This is a genomic window from Streptococcus sp. HMSC078D09 (assembly GCF_001813675.1).
Lineage (GTDB): Bacteria > Bacillota > Bacilli > Lactobacillales > Streptococcaceae > Streptococcus.
The window spans coordinates 24,586-43,556 of the sequence record NZ_KV813676.1; the positions used below are offsets into that span (position 1 = coordinate 24,586).

General features: G+C 41.5%; 22 protein-coding genes, 1 tRNA gene and 2 pseudogenes. All 25 read right to left on the minus strand.

The window, feature by feature from the left end; genetic code table 11:
- Positions 1–32 precede the first annotated feature (32 nt).
- The 25 genes and pseudogenes from ilvN to HMPREF2926_RS09055 all read right to left on the minus strand — a co-directional run bounded on the left by ilvN (position 33) and on the right by HMPREF2926_RS09055 (position 18,645).
- Positions 33–509 (minus strand): acetolactate synthase small subunit, encoded by a 477-nt coding sequence (ilvN, locus tag HMPREF2926_RS08935; RefSeq protein WP_003010242.1) that lies wholly within the window; start codon positions 507–509, stop codon positions 33–35.
- Positions 502–2,202, minus strand: coding sequence for an acetolactate synthase large subunit (locus HMPREF2926_RS08940; RefSeq protein WP_070587454.1), 1,701 nt, complete (start codon positions 2,200–2,202; stop codon positions 502–504). The genes ilvN and HMPREF2926_RS08940 overlap by 8 nt, the downstream gene beginning before the upstream one ends.
- A gap of 188 nt (positions 2,203–2,390) precedes the next feature.
- Complete coding sequence (locus HMPREF2926_RS08945) at positions 2,391–2,990, minus strand: response regulator transcription factor (protein ID WP_049485788.1); 600 nt, start codon at positions 2,988–2,990, stop codon at positions 2,391–2,393.
- 1 nt (position 2,991) lies between these two features.
- Complete coding sequence (locus HMPREF2926_RS08950; protein ID WP_070587457.1) at positions 2,992–4,089, minus strand: sensor histidine kinase; 1,098 nt, start codon at positions 4,087–4,089, stop codon at positions 2,992–2,994.
- A complete protein-coding gene (locus HMPREF2926_RS08955; protein ID WP_070587459.1) occupies positions 4,086–4,826 on the minus strand; it encodes an ABC transporter permease in 741 nt (246 codons plus the stop codon). The genes HMPREF2926_RS08950 and HMPREF2926_RS08955 overlap by 4 nt, the downstream gene beginning before the upstream one ends.
- The gene (locus tag HMPREF2926_RS08960) at positions 4,795–5,712 is read right to left on the minus strand and encodes an ABC transporter ATP-binding protein (RefSeq protein ID WP_070587462.1); all 918 of its coding nucleotides are present in this window, start codon (positions 5,710–5,712) and stop codon (positions 4,795–4,797) included. The genes HMPREF2926_RS08955 and HMPREF2926_RS08960 overlap by 32 nt, the downstream gene beginning before the upstream one ends.
- A 72-nt stretch (positions 5,713–5,784) precedes the next feature.
- A complete protein-coding gene (locus HMPREF2926_RS08965; RefSeq protein WP_070587464.1) occupies positions 5,785–5,976 on the minus strand; it encodes a hypothetical protein in 192 nt (63 codons plus the stop codon).
- A gap of 135 nt (positions 5,977–6,111) precedes the next feature.
- Positions 6,112–6,666 (minus strand): SP0191 family lipoprotein, encoded by a 555-nt coding sequence (locus HMPREF2926_RS08970; protein WP_070587467.1) that lies wholly within the window; start codon positions 6,664–6,666, stop codon positions 6,112–6,114.
- A 283-nt stretch (positions 6,667–6,949) separates the two neighbouring features.
- Positions 6,950–8,614 carry a DAK2 domain-containing protein gene (locus tag HMPREF2926_RS08975; protein ID WP_070587469.1) on the minus strand — a complete coding sequence of 555 codons (1,665 nt, stop codon included), beginning with the start codon at positions 8,612–8,614 and terminating at the stop codon, positions 6,950–6,952.
- 2 nt (positions 8,615–8,616) lie between these two features.
- Positions 8,617–8,982: an Asp23/Gls24 family envelope stress response protein gene (locus tag HMPREF2926_RS08980; protein ID WP_003004393.1), complete on the minus strand. Its 366-nt coding sequence runs from the start codon at positions 8,980–8,982 to the stop codon at positions 8,617–8,619.
- A 142-nt stretch (positions 8,983–9,124) separates the two neighbouring features.
- Positions 9,125–9,313 carry a 50S ribosomal protein L28 gene (gene rpmB, locus HMPREF2926_RS08985; RefSeq protein ID WP_001140948.1) on the minus strand — a complete coding sequence of 63 codons (189 nt, stop codon included), beginning with the start codon at positions 9,311–9,313 and terminating at the stop codon, positions 9,125–9,127.
- 118 nt (positions 9,314–9,431) lie between these two features.
- Entirely contained in the window at positions 9,432–10,127 is a 696-nt protein-coding gene (locus tag HMPREF2926_RS08990) for a LiaF transmembrane domain-containing protein (RefSeq protein ID WP_014712935.1), read from the minus strand.
- 4 nt (positions 10,128–10,131) lie between these two features.
- On the minus strand, positions 10,132–10,578 hold the full coding sequence (locus HMPREF2926_RS08995; RefSeq protein WP_003004160.1) for a LytTR family DNA-binding domain-containing protein: 447 nt from the start codon (positions 10,576–10,578) through the stop codon (positions 10,132–10,134).
- 300 nt (positions 10,579–10,878) lie between these two features.
- Positions 10,879–11,190 carry a LiaF transmembrane domain-containing protein gene (locus HMPREF2926_RS09000; RefSeq protein WP_049471759.1) on the minus strand — a complete coding sequence of 104 codons (312 nt, stop codon included), beginning with the start codon at positions 11,188–11,190 and terminating at the stop codon, positions 10,879–10,881.
- Positions 11,191–11,390: 200 nt separating this feature from the next.
- Positions 11,391–11,463 (minus strand) — tRNA-Thr (locus HMPREF2926_RS09005).
- A gap of 46 nt (positions 11,464–11,509) precedes the next feature.
- Positions 11,510–11,821, minus strand: a pseudogene (locus tag HMPREF2926_RS09010) (GNAT family N-acetyltransferase); the annotation flags it as partial.
- Positions 11,822–11,842: 21 nt separating this feature from the next.
- Positions 11,843–12,628 (minus strand): ABC transporter permease, encoded by a 786-nt coding sequence (locus tag HMPREF2926_RS09015; RefSeq protein WP_070587475.1) that lies wholly within the window; start codon positions 12,626–12,628, stop codon positions 11,843–11,845.
- Position 12,629: 1 nt separating this feature from the next.
- Complete coding sequence (locus HMPREF2926_RS09020; RefSeq protein ID WP_070587478.1) at positions 12,630–13,448, minus strand: ABC transporter permease; 819 nt, start codon at positions 13,446–13,448, stop codon at positions 12,630–12,632.
- Position 13,449: 1 nt separating this feature from the next.
- Positions 13,450–14,442 carry an ABC transporter ATP-binding protein gene (locus HMPREF2926_RS09025; RefSeq protein ID WP_070587481.1) on the minus strand — a complete coding sequence of 331 codons (993 nt, stop codon included), beginning with the start codon at positions 14,440–14,442 and terminating at the stop codon, positions 13,450–13,452.
- Between the two features lie 380 nt (positions 14,443–14,822).
- Positions 14,823–15,230, minus strand: a complete 408-nt coding sequence (locus HMPREF2926_RS09030) for a hypothetical protein (protein WP_014712923.1) — start codon at positions 15,228–15,230, stop codon at positions 14,823–14,825.
- Between the two features lie 53 nt (positions 15,231–15,283).
- Positions 15,284–15,682 (minus strand): hypothetical protein, encoded by a 399-nt coding sequence (locus HMPREF2926_RS09035; RefSeq protein WP_021154464.1) that lies wholly within the window; start codon positions 15,680–15,682, stop codon positions 15,284–15,286.
- A 37-nt stretch (positions 15,683–15,719) separates the two neighbouring features.
- Entirely contained in the window at positions 15,720–16,067 is a 348-nt protein-coding gene (locus HMPREF2926_RS09040; protein WP_021154463.1) for a hypothetical protein, read from the minus strand.
- Positions 16,068–16,134: 67 nt separating this feature from the next.
- Positions 16,135–16,689, minus strand: coding sequence for a histidine phosphatase family protein (locus tag HMPREF2926_RS09045; protein ID WP_021154462.1), 555 nt, complete (start codon positions 16,687–16,689; stop codon positions 16,135–16,137).
- A 55-nt stretch (positions 16,690–16,744) separates the two neighbouring features.
- Positions 16,745–17,680: pseudogene (locus tag HMPREF2926_RS09050) on the minus strand (alpha/beta fold hydrolase).
- 83 nt (positions 17,681–17,763) lie between these two features.
- Positions 17,764–18,645, minus strand: coding sequence for a class II fructose-bisphosphate aldolase (locus tag HMPREF2926_RS09055; protein ID WP_003004573.1), 882 nt, complete (start codon positions 18,643–18,645; stop codon positions 17,764–17,766).
- Positions 18,646–18,971: the final 326 nt, after the last annotated feature.

Genomic DNA, 18,971 nt, shown 5'->3' on the forward strand with positions numbered 1-18,971 from the left:
TTAAGGCGGGGTTAACAATGTTAAGGCGAGAATTAATCTCGAGTAAATCCGGTTGCACCGGTGCGGGCGATGTTTTTAATCCCATAAGGTCGAATAACACGAATGAGGGCTTCGCTCTTTTCTGCATTTCCCGTCATTTGAACGGTGATAGAGCTTGGAGCTACATCGACCACGGTCGCACGGAAAGGTTGGATAATGGCCAAGATTTCTGCTCGCTTCTCAGCAGGTGCAGAAACTTTCACCAGGATCACTTCGCGCTCCAAGTGTGGTTTATCAGTGATATCCCGGACACGGATCACATCCACTTGGCGGTTGAGCTGTTTGATGATTTGCTCTACTTCATCATGCGAAGCAACATCAATGATAATGGTAATCCGCGATACATTAGGGTTTTCTGTTGCGCCAACAGAGATGCTTTCGATATTGACTTGACGTCTCGACAAGACTCCAGTAAAGCGGTTCAGAACACCTGAGCGGTTTTGAAGTTTGGCTGTTAACATTCTACGCATTAAACTTCACCCCCAACATCTCATGATTACTCTTACCAGCTGGTACCATCGGCAAGACATGCTCTTTCCGAGAAATGTCTACTTCGATGAACATTGGTACATCTTCTGTGATGACTTCCAAATCCTTCTCCAGAGTTTCAGGATTATCAAATTTATAATTCTTGATCCCGTAAGCTTGCGCCATCAATTGGAAATCCGGAAGGCTATCAAAGACTGACTCTGACGTCCGACCATCATAGAAGGCTTCTTGCCATTGACGGACCATCCCAAGCGAGTGGTTGTTGAGCATAACGACCTTGATCGGAACCTTATAAATATTTAAGATCGCCAATTCTTGGTTGGTCATTTGGAAACCACCATCTCCGACAAAGAGAACAACTTCTTTATCTGGATTGGCAATTTTCGCTCCGATAGCTGCAGGAACACCGAATCCCATCGTTCCTAGACCACCAGATGTTACCAATTGGCGCTCATTTTGGTAAGGATAGTATTGAGCTGCCCACATTTGGTGTTGTCCAACGTCTGTGACGACAATAGCGTCCCCCTTGGTCAACTCTCCGATGCGTTCGATCACAGCTTGTGGTTGCACAACCCGTTCTTTCTTGTCGTATGAACGAACCCGGTTCTTATCTTGGGTCACCTTTTCAATCCATTTTTCTGTGTTGTTATGAACCGTTGGCTCTGCTAGCAACTGTTGCAAGGCTTTCTTTGCATCGCCAACAACAGGAATGTCGACAGCAATGATCTTCCCAATCTCTGCAGGATCAATGTCAATATGGGCAACCTTAGCATTTTTAGCGAAAGTCTTTGGATTCCCTGTCAAACGGTCATCAAATCGACAACCAACACTGATCATGAAATCTGTCTCTGTCATAGCGATATTGGCCGCGAAGGATCCGTGCATTCCTCCCATCCCTAGGAAAAGAGGATGACTGGTCGCAATCGTTCCTTGACCTAACAGACTGGTCACTACTGGAATCTGATAGCGCTCTGCTAGAGCAATCAACTCTTTTGCAGCTCCAGCGTAACTCACCCCACCACCAGCAAGAAGAACTGGTTTTTTAGCCTTACTCAATTGCTTCAAAATCTTTTTGATCTGCAATTCATTGGGTTCAATGGTAGGCTGGTAGCTTGGAAGCTTCACACTTGGTTCATAGATAAAATCTGTCTCTAAAGCAGACACATCCTTTGGAAGGTCAATTACCACCGGACCAGGGCGTCCAGTCGTCGCAATATGGACAGCTTCTGTGATAATTCGCGGAATATCTGCCGTCTCACGTACTTGATAGTTGTACTTGGTAATGGGCGTGGTAATTCCCACGATATCCGCTTCTTGAAAGGCGTCTTTCCCGATCCCAGCACGATTGACTTGACCAGTGAAGACTAATAGGGGAACGCTATCGCTCATGGCATCTGCAATCCCTGTAATGGCATTGGTAGCCCCCGGTCCACTAGTGACGACTGCGACACCCAGCTTTCCAGTTGATTTAGCGTAGCCTTCAGCCTCATGCAAGCATCCTTGTTCATGACGACCCAAGATATGCTGGATACCCTCAAAGCTATAGATGGCATCGTATAAAGGCAAAACCGCTCCACCAGGATAACCAAAAATCGTGTCAATGCCCAAATCACGCAGGGTTTCAAGAACGAGCTCTGAACCGGTTTTTGCAGTTTCTAAGGTAATTTTCTCCATGTCTCTCCTTTCCAGTACTTTGTATATCAAATTAGCATGCTACTATCATACCATTTTTAGAAAATATTTCAAGGAAAAATAGTAAATTTTCTGAATTTTCTATCCAAATCCGAATAATGAGAGTTTTTCTAAAAATGCTAGGTCTATCAGAAAAAAAGTCCCTAGGAACTCCTAGAAACTTTTCTTCCTTATAACCAACCCTTTTCTTGGGCAATTTTTGCTGCCTCAGTCCGGTTTTCCGCATCCAATTTGGTCAGAATGGTTGACATATAATTGCGGATGGTCCCGTTTGAGAGGAATAAGCGATCAGCAATTTCTTGGTTAGAAGCCCCTTTTGCGACTTCTTTTAAAACTGCCTTTTCTTGAGGGCTTAGAGGATTGGGATGGGTCAAAATCCCTTCCATTAATTCAGGCGAATATTCTTTTTGCCCTGCTAATACTGCATGAAGAGTCGCCATTAAATCTGTGATGCGACGTTCTTTCAAGACATAGGCATCAACTCCAGCCTTGAGGGCCCGCTCGAAATAGCCCGGCCGCTTAAAGGTGGTAACGATGACAACCTTGAGCTGGGGTTGTTGGCTTTTGGCCCATTCCAACACTTCTAGCCCTGTTTTGATGGGCATTTCGATATCTAAAATCGCAATATCGACTGGATGTGTTTCGAGTAAACGAATGGCCTCTTGTCCATCGCCAGCCTGCAAGACATCTTCCACATCCTCTTGCAGGAGCAAGAGCTGGCAGAGCGCATCGCGCAACATACTTTGGTCTTCAGCAACTAATAAGCGCATCTTATTTCCTTTCTTGATAGGGGATCCGTATTTCTATCCGGGTCGGCTTGTGTTGATGACTGATCTCCAGCTCTCCTCCCAACAAGGCAATCCGTTCGCGAATCGAGTGCAGGTCTTTGTCAGAGACCTTGTCAAAGCCGATGCCATTATCTTCTGCGACCATTTCTACACCTGTTTCGGTGGAGCGATAAGAGAGAAGGGCCTGCGTCGCTTTAGCGTGTTTGATCATATTAGTGGCTAATTCCAGGGATACCATAGCCAGAGCAGATTCTAGAATCGGCGAGATGCTAGCAGTATCAAGCTCGTTTTGAATCTCCACTTTGATTTGAGCTACTTCCAGCATTTGCTTGACGGTTTCTAGCTCTCTTGCCAGGGTTCGCTGCTTCAGGTTCTCGACAATCTCTCGGACTTGGTGCATGGACTCTTGACTGATGGCTTGAATCTCTTGCACCTGTTCCTGGGCCTTCTCAACCTGACCCAATGCCAAGAATTGATCAGCTAGGTCCGCCTTGACACTGAGCATGGCAAAGGTGTGTCCTAGACTGTCATGCAGATCACGGCCAATCCGATGGCGCTCGTTTTCTGCCAGTAAGAGATTGATCTGGGCATTTTGCTTGGCATGGTCAGCTTTCAACTCTTCCATCATCTCCATCCGGACCATACTAAAGGTCATGATCGCGATAAACAAAGAGACGATCAGGACAAAAAGCCAATCATTTTCTCTCATCTCCCTATTAAATAACAAGGCTCCCAAAAGGATCAGTTGTGATAAAAAGGCCGTCCAAAGAAAGGGAGAGCGAAAATTGTGGACTCTAAAACGATAAACTAAAATATTGCTTAGATAATAGTAAAACCAACAAAAGCCTGTCCCAACATATAAGGTATTTCCACCTATGTAAGCCAATAGATAAATCCAAAAAATCCAGGTCAGTGTCCTATTTTCAACAATGAGGATTCCTAGATAGCTCATCATAAAGAAGATGGCTAAAAAGAAATGCCACCAGGGAATCTGCCCTAAGAAAATAGAAGCAAAGGGAAAGACCATAAAGATTAGGCCTACGTAAAACATATGGTGAATATGTTTGAGTTTTTCAATCATGAACGAACCTCAGAATGACGACGATAGACGATAACAAGGGCAAACAAGACCAGGGTAAACAAAGTTAAATAGACACTCGCAAAGACATTGACCTGCCCCTTGTTTAAAAAGGTCTTGATCAGTTCCATCAATTGATAGGTTGGTAAGCATTTGCCGATAGCTTGCATCCATTCTGGAAAGAGGCTAATGGGCATCCAAAGACCACCCATGACAGCCAGCCCCATGTAAAGGAGATTGCCCACAACAGACATCAATTGACTGGAAGGAAGCAGGGTCAAAACCAGACCGAGAGCCACAAAAGCTAGACTTCCTAGGATGAGAATAAAGGCTGCTAAGACCCAATCCTGTAGGGACATATTCACATGCCGCACCACATGGCCCACGGTAAAGACAACTACAATCGATAGGAGAAAATCGACAAAGAGACCCACAACCTTTATTAGATAATATTCTACCATAGATACGGGGGTATGGCGCAAGACTTTTTGCCAATTATTGAGTCGATCGGTTTCAAGAACGGTTGGAAAAGAAAAGATAGCCGTAGACATCATAGAAAATGCCGTCATAGAAAGGAGATAATCCCTCATAAAGTGAGCGGGTGCCCCTGGTGTGTCCTGGTACATCCCTGAAAAGAAGAGATAAAAGGCCGTGGGCATCCCAATTGATAACAAGTAATAAATGGCTTGGCGTCTAGTCAAATGCCACTCAACCACGCCGAGAGCTTTCATGCGTTTCATCTTCTCTACCTACTTCCTTTGTATTTTCAAAAATAGAATCCAATAAACTTCTATTGGTTACCTCGATCTCTTGGATCGAACATCCTTCTTCCTGCAATCGCCTCCACAAACGATTGGCATCGCCTGTCACAACCTGAAGGGCATCGGGTTTAATGATTACTTCACCAATACCTTCCATCTCTGCTACTAGAGCTTGGTAGCGCAAAGGCAAGGTGAAATGTTTTTCTACCTCTTCGCTTCTCATAGCGAGAGGTGTCGTATCCCGAAGCAAATGGCCCTGGTGCAAGACCAAAATTCGATCAGCCGTGTGCTCTACTTCCTCGATGTAATGCGAAGAATAGACAATGGTCACACCCTCTTCCTTTAAATGCCCGACGATCTCCCAGAAGCGTTGGCGAGTAGACGTATCCATTCCCGCAGTTGGCTCATCCAGAAACAGAAGACTAGGACGACCAATCAAGGTCAACACAAAGGATAGGAGACGCTTTTGCCCTCCAGACAACTTACTGGCTAATTGCTTCTTTTGTTCTGGAGTAAAACACAATAAATCATCGATGTCATTGACCGTTAAAGGGTTGGGATAAATAGAGCTAAAGAAGTTGATCAGTTCCTGCACGGTTAACTTTTGAACGATAGCATTCTCTTGAGGGAGATAAGAGACACTAGCCTTTAATCGAGGATGACCAGGAGCCTTCCCCTCTACTTCAACGATTCCAGAAGTCACCTTCCTATCTCCCAGAAGACAGTTCATCAAGGTTGTTTTCCCAGCTCCGTTTGGCCCGATCAAGGCCAGACAATCCCCTTGTTCAACCACAAAAGAAAGATCTTCTAAAATGACTTTTCCTTTGATACTTTTTTTCAAGTTCTCAACTCTAATGACGCTCATGATACTCTCCTTTCAAGCAGGCTTGGCCATCTGGAATGATGACAAAGACGACCAAGGTCACTCCCGTTTTGTTCATTGCTCCATTTCCTTTTTAACAACCTTGAGCATTTTCAATCCTTCTTGAACCGCCCAGCTCATGATGCCAAGCCCAGCAAATAATTCCCAAGGAAAATGGTAATAGAGACTATCATCCTTTGAAAAGATCAAATAAACGACCATCCCAACCACTGTCAACGTAAACACCTTAAACAACCATTGTTTCATTTTTTCTTACCTCTTACTTTCTGACTTTATTATATGAAAAGAAAGAAGAGGCAACTAGATGATTTTGTCACTCGCTCACATGACAAATGTCACTAAAAAAAGCCGAGTGACTTCACTCGACTTTTTCTATTCTTCTTACTGGCCTTCTTCTTTCATGCCATGCAGTTTCAAGGCCTTGACCAAGGCATCTGCCTTCATGTTTTTCAAATCATTGAGACCAGCATCTTTGAAGTAAGAAATTTCTTCTAGAGACTTGGCGTCAATTTGGTTGATGTCAATCACACTGGTTGAGAGCAATTTCTTTTCTGGTGTGACTGTGTATTCCAAACTAAAACCGGGAACGGTTTTTAGTTTCTTATAGTCTTCATTTTGCTCCAGTAAAGCTTGAATGGCTGCTGTGAGCTCTTCAGGTGACTTTTCTGCTGCGATGGTCCCAAGTTGTTGGGGCAGATTGGCTGTCACTTCGATACGAAGGTTTTCAACCTTATCTCCCTTTGATTTGATGATATCCCGGTGTTTTGTTCCATTGATATCTCCTACTAAGGTCGTGGTTTTTTCTTCATTTTTTACTTCTTTTTTAACAGTGGAACTGCTAGATGAGCTAGCGGTTGTAGTTTTCTTCGTTTGGGATTGCGAACAACCAGTCAATACCAAAATGGCTAGCCCAAGGGTTACAAAAAATTTCTTCATTTTTACAACTCTCCTTTCACATACTGATACCAGTATAACATATCGCATCTTTCTTGTCTAAAAACTCCACTGCTCAAACCATTTCCCCCTCTTTTCAAGCTCTTCAATTTGAATAAAAATCTGATGAATATGAGACTTTTTGCAGAAACTCCTTTTTCTCACGAATAAAGCCTCAGTGGACGGTTCACTTCAGTCTCAATCCCTCTGAATCACGCCGATTTCATAGGAATCTCCTCGGTTTTCTATATACAAAAAAAGGTTCCGAAAGGAACCTTCTGTTCAATTATTCTACACTAAACAAGTATGGGTAGACTGGTTGGCCACCTTGGTGGATTTCCACTTCTACATCCTCATACTTCTCAGCAAGGGCTTGGGCCAATTCATTTGCCAACTCCTCACTGCCATCTTCACCGACATAGATGGTCACAATTTCACTGTCTTCATCCAACATATGAGCGAATGTTTCTTCCAAGGTTTCCATCATATCTGGATTTGAAACAACGATTTTGCCATCGACCATTCCAAGATTATCATTTTCATGGATTTCAAGCCCATCAATAGTGGTATCGCGAACTGCTGTCGTTACACTACCAGACACAACATCGCCCAATGAAGCGCTCATGCGTTCGTAGTTTTCTTCAATCGATTTGCTGTCATCAAAGGCAAGAAGACTAGTCAATCCTTGAGGGATGGTCTTAGTCTCTACGACTGCTGCAGGTTGATCAATCACTTCTGCTGCAGATTGAGCAGCCATCAAGATATTTTTGTTGTTTGGCAAGATAATGATGTTGCGCGCATTCAACTCTTCAACCGCTTTGACAAAGTCTTCTGTTGATGGGTTCATGGTTTGACCACCAGAGATGATGTAATCAACTCCTTGCGCTTTAAAGATATCAGCCAATCCGTCACCAGCAACTACTGCGATGATGGCATATTCTTTTTCTTCAACTGGTTTGGCTTGGCGCTCTTCTTTTTCAACTTGCGCTTCGTGTTGGTTGCGCATGTTGTCGACTTTCACCTTGACCAAGCTTCCGTACTTAAGACCTTCTTGCATGACAAGACCTGGATCTTCTGTATGGACGTGAACTTTGACAATCTCATCGTCATTCACCACCAATAGGGAATCCCCAAGGTTGTTCAGATAGTTACGGAATTCATCGTAATCGAAGTCTTTGACATAGGTTGGACCTTGTTTCAAAGCGACCATGATTTCTGTACAGTAACCAAACTTGATGTCTTCAGTAGCCACATGGCCAGCGACTGACTTGTGGTGTTCTGCATTGATCATTTCTGACATGGTTGCAGGTGTTGCTTGGAACTCTTCAGAAGCGATGAATTCACCTGTCAAAGCTGATAAGAATCCTTCATAGATGAAGACCAAACCTTGACCACCAGAGTCTACCACGCCAACTTCTTTCAAGACCGGCAACATATCTGGAGTCTTCGCAAGAGCAGTTTTAGCTCCTTCAAGAGCTGCACGCATGACTTCTACTGCATCGTTGGTAGATTCTGCTTTTTTCTTAGCCCCGATGGCTGCTCCACGAGAAACCGTCAAAATGGTTCCTTCAACCGGCTTCATAACGGCTTTATAAGCAACTTCTACCCCAGATTGGAAGGCTGCTGCAAGTGCTGCTCCATCCAATTCTTCTTTGTCTTTGACACTTTGAGAAAATCCGCGGAACAATTGAGAAGTGATGACTCCTGAGTTCCCACGCGCACCCATCAAGAGACCTTTAGCGAAGATCCCTGCCGCTTCTCCAACAGTTGATGCAGAACGGTCAGATACTTCTTTAGCCCCATTTTCGATGGTCATTCCCATATTGGTTCCTGTGTCCCCGTCTGGTACAGGAAAGACGTTCAAAGAGTTTACATATTCCGCTTGTTTATTTAAGCGCGTAGCCCCCGCTTGAACCATTTCTTGAAATAAACTTGTAGTAATATTAGCCACGATTATTCTCCCACAATCTTGATATTTTGAATATAGACATTCACAGTATCCGTAGTGATTCCAAGTTGATTTTCCAAACTAAATTTCACACGTTCTTGAATATTTTTTGAGACTTCGCTAATCTTTGTTCCATAGCTCAAAACAGTGTAAACATCAACTGCGATAGTTCCTGCTTCCGTTGTTTTGACAACAACACCTTTAGAGAAGTTTTCTTTCCCTAGGAGGGCTTGGAAATTATCTTTGATCGCATTTTTGCTGGCCATTCCAACCACACCGAAGATCTCAGTAGCGGCACCGCCTACAACAGTTGCGATAACCTCATCAGTCAATTCAATTTGACCGTCCTTTGTATTGATTTTTACTGTCATAATTTCTACCTCAAAAGTATTTTATATTCTATTTTACCATAAAAGAGATCAGCTGTAAAAGGGTAGGGATTATTCTTCTCCCGCTGTGACAGCTGTCTCTAGAGAAAAAGAAAAGAACCTCTATGAGGTTCTATATTCTTTATTAAACGCGTTCTACTTTACCAGATTTCAATGCACGAGCTGAAGCCCAAACTTTTTTAGGTTTACCATCGATAAGGACAGTTACTTTTTGAAGGTTTGGTTTTACGGCACGTTTTGTTTGGTTCATAGCGTGTGAACGGTTGTTACCTGATACAGTCTTACGACCTGTGAAATAACATACTTTAGCCATTTCTGTGTTTCCTCCTATTAGATCTAATATAACGGATGTGCTAGCACCACATACCGTACTATATTACCAAAAAAAATCTCTCTTGGCAAGCTTTTGGCCAAAGTTTTTCATTTCCGACTTAAGAAAACGAATTCGCTCCGACATAGATAATTTCCAGATTTCCTAAGGAAACATCGCCCGTAATGTAGAAATCCTTGCTAGTAAGAGCACTTGGATTTTCCTGATGTTGGATCGCTGAGAGGGAATTATCCACATTTACATGGACACGCCAATCACTTGGTACATAGAGACTCAAACTTCCAAGGGAAACATCGACAACAAACTGGGCTGACGGACCTTCGATGCGGCAATTGTCAAAATAAACCGAAGCTTCTCCCATACTCACATCTGCACTTCCGTGGGTGAAGTGTTGGTCATTGAGATACTTTGTCACTGTTGAAAAAGTGACATCGATGTCATTGCCATCCGACTTACTCATGGATCCAGCAGAATAGGAAGCTAGGCGGGCTTTTGTTTTCTTAGAGGGTTTGAACAAAATGTTGAGCCCAATCACAGCGAGAATTGAAGAAAGGATGACAACTGAATTGGACACCGGAAGGAAATGGTATTGCCCATTGAGACAAAAGAGGGCTAAAAGTCCATAGATGAAGCCCCAACCAAAATGGCGTTTCAAGAAACTAGAGAGGGACAGGACAGCAAGCAAGGTGACCCAAGCCAAGGTCCAGATGCTGATGTCCCATTTTACAAAATAGCCCTGTAAAAGGATTAAGGCTGCTAAAAGGATTAAGAATACTCCGATTAATTTTTTTCTCATGATATTACCTCATTTCATTTAGTCGTTCTTTTAAGAGTTGATAGTAGCGTCTAGATACGTGAACCTGCTTATGGGTCTGGTAGAAATTGACCGTGCTAGTCCCTGAAAAAGACTTTTCCAGAGAGTAGATCTGCTTGGCGTTGACAATAGTGGATTTGGAAATCCGACAAAAGGCGATGGGAAGCAGCTCCTCCAACTCATAGAGCTTTTGCTTGACCTCATAGGCCTCGTCCTTGGTGTGACCAAAAATCTTCTCCCCGTCCGTCTCAAAAAAGAGGATCGATGCCACATCCAGAAAATACTCACTTCGATCCTTGTAAAAGGCCAAAGGAGCAACCTTTTGTTCGAGGATTCTCTCTTGCAGCTGGGTCAACTCCGGGGTCAAGCGCGGAGCTCGAATCAAGATCTCAGGCTCGTCCATAGATGGATCCAATTCGATTCTAACTTTCATAAAACTCCTTTCCCAACGTTTTGATAGTACCATTATAACAGCTGTTGAAAACAAAACAAGGGCTTTTCAGTAAGTGGTACGTTTTCCCCATCAAGAGGTCATTTTTGAGAAGTAAAAAAGAGAGTGGGACAGAAATCGGTAATTCGTTAGAATTCGATTTCGTCGTCCCACCTCCGCACAGTTGAGTAGGGCTGTAAAAGCTGATGAAATCAGCGTAGTAGAGCCCACTCAACCACTGCGTCTTGCTCAACAATCCAAAAATAATTGAGAGGCTAGGATTTTTATCCCAGCCTCCTTTCTTTATTTATTGCTTTCCTTATCCGGTAAAAGAAAACTAAGACCTACGCAAGCGAGCACACCTGCTGTGATGACCAGACCATTTGAAACCGGCAGGACATCGTAAATCGCATTTGCGATCATAAATGCGATCAAGGCGCAGATAACACTTGCCTTGTAATCTTTTTTCAAGAGATTTTCAAGTGTAAAGAATGCAAATAAGAGAACAGGAAATAGGGGCCAGATGTTCACATCGAGCTTTGGAAAACCAACCATTCCCATTGTGACAACCGCAAGAGCAACCAAAATAAATCCAAGTCCAAGTAGTTTTTTCATCATCATATACCTCTTTTTCAATAGTTGGAAGGGGGCCTTCCTTTGATGATTCTATGATAGCAGAAAGCCCATATTGTAGACAAGGACTTTTGACTAAGCGGTCAAAAATGGCGCCTATGCGGTCAAAAAAAGAGCGAGACAGAACGAATCGGTTATCACCATCATTCGTCGTCTCGCTCCTTCAAAGCCGTTTCTTCCTATGCCGATTGCAGGGATCGAACCTGTGACCTACGCGTTACGAGTGCGTTGCTCTACCAACTGAGCTAAATCGGCGATTACCTTCTTAGTATAGCACTCTGAGAGCGGATGTCAAGCACTTTTAGTTGATCTTTTTAATCAAAATCTGACAAGGATTTTTAAGATCCCATAGTTGAGGAAAAATCTCTAATTTTTTAAAACCAATACTGCGATAAAAGACATTTGTTCGGTCATAATCTTTATTTGAACCTTCTGCTACTGTTTTCACTTGTAGGTAGTCCACTTGTTTGACTGCTTCTCTTTCTATAGTCGTAATGAATTTCCTTCCAATCCCTTGACCTTGGAATGATTTTTTCACGCCTAGACAGTCAATTTCCGCACAATCTTCACTCGAATATGATAAACTTATAAACCCTACTACATCACTTTCTTGATTTTAGTCTTACTTTAGCTCTTACGAACCAGCACTTTCGTACGCATCTAACCCCCTGTCCCAAAGTTTTAAAGAGATGCAAAAGAAGATAAGAGAAATCAGAATCAAACCACCGATATTAAAGAGCCCATTCTTACCCTGCAAGAAATAGCTGGCAGGATAGTAGGCCGTAAAGGCGAAAGGTACAATAAAGCTAATTAACCAACGAAGGAGCGAATTGTAAATGGAAATCGGGTACTTGGCAAAATCATTAAACATATAGAAAATGTAAATCATAGCACCTGACTGCTTGGTCCAAAAAGCGATGCTGGCTGTTGCAATTTTCAAGGAAGTATAAATCAAGGTCGCAAAAGGAATACAAACTAGAAAAATCAGGAATTTTGGAAGCGTCCAAGCAATGCTTGATACTGTTGTTCCCAATAGAATGCAACCGACCAAAAGTTCCCCCAAGGCATCAATCTGAAAGGTCTCAACCAGAATATGAAAGAGAGGGTTGATAGGACGAGTCAGATACTTGTCAAACTCCCCTTTTCGAACTAGCCGTTGACCTAAAGCCCAGAGATTGTCAAAAAAGAGATGATCTAATCCCTTTGGAATTAAGGAAAATCCATAGATAAAGGCAATCTCTTGAAAGGTCCAACCTTCTAGCGAGGGGATGTGTTGAAAGATGACATTGAGAAACAAGAGGTTCAGGCCTTGAGTCAGAAAGACTCCCAACACACCAACCACAAAATCTACCTTGTATTCCATGATTTGCTTGATGTACTGTCTGATAAAAATCAGATGCATGCGTTGATATTTTTTCATACTAACCTCCCTGAATGGTGATAAATGACTGGACTCGTTTCCAAATCAACTGAGACAAGCCCACCATCACTATAAGCCAGAAAAGCTGAAGCAAAAGTGCTTGAAGAATCTGACTAGCATCGTATTTCCCAACAATAATCATGACCGGAGTGTAAATTAAGGATGAGAAAGGTAAGAAGGACAGAATATCTGAAATGACCTTTGGAAAGAAAGCCAAGGGAATCAAACTTCCAGACATAAAGGCCACTATGGAAGTCTTGAGTAGATTGGAACCCCAAAGATTTTTAAAGACAAATGCTGAAAATCCAAAGCAGATATTAAAGAAAAAATTAATCAGATAAGCCAGAGTTAAGCTAAAGAGATAAAGGACAGTTAATCCCAGCACTTCTACAATATCTTGCCCAGATAAGATTTTCATCAAAACAATGACACTTAAAAATGGCAGTCCAACAGAGATAAAAATCAACCACTTGGAGCCAAGTTCGGTGAAAAGGTAAGAGGCCGCAAAATGTACTGGTCTCAGCAAACGCATGATAATGGAGCCATCCTTAACCTCATCTCCAATCATAAAGGAGCTATCAGACCTGGTCAAAAGATTGGTCACAAAACTCATGATGATGTAGAAAGTGATATCTGCCATACTGAAGCCCTGAATCAAAGGCTCCTGGGAGGAGTCAAAGACTGCCTTCCAGAGATAAAAGGCCACAAAAGCCCCCATGACATCACCAATCCGATAGAGAATAAAGTTGACTCGATAGGAAATCAACTCCTGAATTCCTGCATTGATAAAGGGTTTATAACGTCTCCACAATTTGACCATCTTAGAGCTCCTTTCGATAGAAGCGACGGATAATATCTTCAATATCTGTATCTACCATCTTCAAATCACGGACTTCAAAATCAGATAAGGTTTGCTTGATAATATCGGCCGACTGGTAGCGGGAACTATTGAATTCAATATTGAGAGTATTTCCTTGTCTATCAATGGACATATCAGGCAGGCCTTCATAGTGAGAAAGGAGATGACTTTGACCTGGCACCAGTTCAAAGGAAAGAGTCTTCATCTTGCCAAAGGTCTCCTTGAGCTGGCTAACCGTTCCATCAAAAATCTCTTGCCCCTTATCAATCATAAAAATCCGATCACAGAGTTGCTCAATATCACTCAAATCATGAGTAGTCAAGAGAATAGTTGTCTCTTCCTCCTGATTGATCTGGGTGATAGCACGGCGAATGTTGTCCTTGACCGACACATCCAAACCAATAGTCGGTTCATCTAAAAAGAGAACTTTGGGATTGTGAAGCAAGGAAGCCGCAATATCCGCCCGCATCCGTTGCCCAAGTGAAAGAGTCCGCACAGGATCCTTGATAAATTCCTTCAAATCCAAAACTTCATTCAAAAAGTCCATGCGCTTATGGAAAAGCGAGTCTGGCACATCGTAAATCTCCTTCAAGACCGTGTAGGTCTCTTGCAGTGCCAAATCCCACCATAGCTGGGTGCGTTGTCCGAAAACGACTCCAATATCCTTGACATAATCTTGGCGATTGTCCTGCGGAATCTTGCCGTTAATCCGACAAAAACCAGATGTCGGTTTTAAAATCCCTGTCAGCATTTTGATGGTGGTTGACTTCCCAGCACCATTTGCCCCGATAAATCCTAAAATCTGCCCTTTTGGAACTTCAAAAGTTAAATCCTTGACCGCTTCAAAGGTCTGCTTTTCAGGATGAATAAAGGAGCGCAAAGCTCCCTTTAATCCCGGCTCCTTAACTGTCTTTACAAAATTTTTCTGAAGATGTTCCACTTCTATCATTGCCATATCTATCTCCCTATCGTAAGAAGCAACATTGTATTTTTGATTACAAAAATTCTAAATCCTTACTTTCTACACCTTCTCAATATTATTACAGAAGGCTTTATACCAACCTATTATAATCCAATAAAAAAAGGAATGCAAGCGTTTGCTTATTGATTATGAAATGAGAAATTTTTCTCTTAAAATAATACTTTTAAGCAAAAATTCTGGTTTCATCGTTTCCTTAAAATACCAAAAAAACTGCCTTCTTTTTCAACATAAGGAAAGAAAGCCCTAATAACACCCTTTTATAGTGCAAATGTCTACGGAAAACAAGTGTTAATTTATATCGAAAATTTTTATCCCTAAGAAAAGATAAAAAGGTGATGCTGCATCACCTCCCTCTACCAAGTTAAGTCTTCAATCATGCTTCTTACTTGTGAATCAAGAGTCTTATCCTTCTTCAGTTCTCCAACCAAAGTCTGAATCTGCCGGACTAGATTTGGATCATTGTCATTATAGCATCGATGAAGCATCCAGATGTTATGCACAGTTGGACTTTTTAGAACTGACTCCATCAATAATTCCTCATAGCCTTGATGATAAAATCGCTCCACAAAGTGAACCAACTCACCTGGAGCTCCAAAATCTACTTCTGGATGCTTGGAAATAAAGTCTAAGACGGGGTCAACCAAATCAAAGGGTTGAGGGTAAGCCTCCATGGCATCTACAATCTCGTCTGCCAACTCAAATTCTTGGTCTTCAGTAATTGCATCATGCAAAGCAACTAACATATCATCTTTAGTAAGCATCTGATTCTCCTTTTCAACTTTTCCATATCATTATTCGTTTTTGAACTTCTTCTTCACTCATCAAACCTTGTTCGTAAGTAGTTTTCCAACTCCTTTTGGGATAAATCACTAGGAAGTTCAAACACATACTCATAACCTTCATCACAAAAGGAAACTTTCTCTTCAGGTGGAAACCATTTCCGAAGCCAGATGATATAGGAGGCATAATCTTGTAACCTGTTCGTTGAATCAAAGTAATCAATCACAAAAACATTTTTCTTGCTACTCAGTGAACTTTCCAAAGTAAGCTGAGGACTTTGATAATCCCAAGAAAGCGAGTAAGCTTTTTCAGGATTCGTCCTTTCTCTGATCAAAATACCTGGAAATTTTTCTCTCAAAGCAGTACAAAAGGCTTGTAAATCTAGGAATATGGGGTCTTTACTCTCAATAAAGACAAAATCAGCAGTACTCATCAGTCTCTCTCCTTCTTTTTAAAACTGAAAACAGACCTTAACCATCAATGGCAAAATTCTCCAGACTCTCAAATGCCTGCCCCTGATAGTCAAAAGAAAAGATATGAATATCATCAAAAGTTTGATCGCAGAAAGTAACGGTTTGTCTTTCTGGCTCGATGATGGGTTTACCCAATTTTTCAGTAGCTTCTTCATCTGTCAAATACCCGTAAAATTCTTGTAAATGAGGCAGTATAAAAGTAAGAATACGAAACCTATTTTTATGGTAATTGGCTGCAAGCAACTGAGCCTTCGTCTCAAAACTCCCACTTGGTTTTTCTTCCCAAGCTACAAGAACATTATCTACTTCATGAACGTAGGCTTGCAAGGACTGATCGAATATCATGGCTATTTTTCCTTCTATTCTATTTACAATAACAGAAAATAAAAATCACAAAGATTGAGCTAAATGGTTACCTAAAAGTATCTGGCATAATTCTTTTCACACTCTCATCTTTGTCAACTAGAAAGCAATCTGGAAAAGTCATCTGTTCCCATTTTTTATGATCAAAACTTGAATCAAAATGATTGATTAAGATTCCTAGCAAATTTCCATGAGAACTCAGTAAAATTGTTTTATCTGAATACCTTTCTTCCAAGTCCGCAAATAAATCTAAAATTCTATTTAATGCTTCTCGATTGGACTCGCCTCCAATAAGAGATTTATCTGGATTTTGCCATAAATATTTAATACTGTCTTCAAACTCAGAATCTTTTATAAAGGTTGAAGATAATTTTCGCTCTCGTAACCGATTATCAAGAACTATTTTATCAAATTGAATTGGCGAGCTATTAACCGTTTCAAATGCTCGTTTATAAGGACTAGAAAAATAATAATCAATATTAAAAGAATTCAAAAACTCTAACTGGTCAAGAGATGAAAATCCTTTTTCTGACAAAGTTCTATTAAAATCATCACTTGAAAATCTTGAATGAGCATGTCTAAGTAAAATATAAGTGTTCTTCATAAAATGTCACCTCTCAATTATTGGCATCAATTCAAAATAACTTTCTAAATCACAGTTACTCTGTTAAAAATCCTTCAATTCGAGAAACAAGTTCATTATTTTTATAATGATAGAGGTCGTGAGGCGCATCCATATAGACGACTTGAACATTAGACTGGTCGCTTGCAAATCTCTCTGCATAATGCTACCACTCTGATTGGCTAAAGGTCGTGCCTTCACCGTTAGAAACCAGGAGTAAGGCTGGAATTTTCGGATTGATGCTAGATGGAACTTTCTTGGCATTTTCCTTTGCCAAACGGGATTCATGAAGCATGGCTTGTGACATCAACTGCTTATATGCTAGTAATTTATATTGTTGTCGTTCAGTTTCAGTCAGAGTTGGATTTTTTATATAAAAGGACTCAGGGAAATAGCGTAATAAGCCAATCTTACTGCTCCAATAAGCCACAGTAAGCAAGGCCTGATTATCCTTTAAATCTTCATAACTCGCTGGCAAGGCCCAATCCAGACCAATCAAAGCCTTCACTTCATTTGGATATTTCTCTTGCCAAGCAAGACTCTCTAAACTAGCCATAGAATGCGAAATAATCACATAAGGACCTGAAACATGAGCTTACGCCAAAGCTTGACGGGTCTCAGAAAGGACCTCCATCACATCTCTTGAACGATCACTATCTTCACTAAAACCATATCCTGCCCGCTCTACAACGACTACTTTGTATTTTTTGGATAGGGAATCTGTTAGATTCTTAAAGTCTAATATAGGTGAAGCAATACCTGCACCTGAAAGAAATACTATCGTTTCAGATCCTTCACCTTTAATGTATACATTCATTTGATGTCCATTGACTACAACCTTCTTACCTATAGGCATGAGAAGCTTACTTTCTTTTTGCAAACTAAGTTGGTGAAAACCAAATGTACCTCCTAGAAAAAGGATAAGAACAACAAAAATGATCCAGCTAAACTTTTTAAATTTTTTCATAGGCATATTGTACAAAAATTAAATCCCGGAAGCAACTTTTCCCAAACAAAAAAACAAGATCCACATGGGACCTTGTTTTCCTGTTTTTATTAAGCTTTGCCTTCTGAACCGAATACGTCGATACGTTCTTCAACAGCTGCTGTAATTGCTTCGAAACCTGGTTTCAAGAATTTACGTGGGTCGAAGAGTTTCTTCTTGTCGTATTCTGCTTCGTTTGCATCGTATTCACGTACGAATTGACGAGTAGCATTTGCAAATGCGATTTGGCATTCAGTGTTAACGTTAACTTTTGCAACACCAAGTTTGATAGCTGCTTGGATTTGATCGTCAGGGATACCTGATCCACCGTGCAATACGATTGGGAATCCTGGAACAGCTTCAGTCAATTTTTGCAAGTGGTCAAGGTGAAGACCTTTCCAGTTTGCTGGGTAAGGACCGTGGATGTTACCGATACCTGCAGCCAAGAAGTCGATTCCTGTAGCAACCATTGCTTTAGCATCTTCGATTGGTGCCAATTCACCGTCACCGATGATACCGTCTTCTTCACCACCGATAGTACCAACTTCAGCTTCTACTGAGATACCTTTAGCATGAGCTTTTTCAACGACATCTTTCGCCAATTTAAGGTTTTCTTCAACTGGAAGGTGTGAACCGTCAAACATGATTGAAGTGTAACCAGCTTCGATACATTCAAGAGCATCGTCGTAGTGACCATGGTCAAGGTGAATAGCAACTGGTACAGTGATACCCATTGATTCTACAAGGTTTTCAATAAGGGCTTTACATACTTTGTAACCACCCATGTATTTAGCAGCACCCATAGAAGTTTGGATAAGTACTGGAGCTTTCTTAGCTTCTGCTGCACGCAAGATAGCTTGAGTCCACTCAAGGTTGTTTGTGTTAAATCCACCAACTGCATAACCGTTGTCACGAGCTGCTTGGACAAATTTTTCTGCTGAAACGATTGCCATTTGTCATAGGCCTCCTATAAATTTTTGTGGGATTGATCCCACTTACATTGTTTATTTTATCACTTTTTAGATGAAATTGCTAGCTTTTCCTGTGTCTTTAAGCACTTTCTTATGATAATTAGGGCGGAATCTCCTATCTCCTAAGGCTTTCACCCTAGCAAATAAGGAAAAGAGGCTGGGACAAAAGTCCTAGCCTCTTAATTATTTTTGGATTGTCTAGCAAGACGCAGTGGTTGAGTAGGCTCTACTACGCTGATTTCATCAGCTTTTACAGCCCTACTCAACTGTGCGGAGGTGGGACGACGAAATCGAATTCTAACGAATGA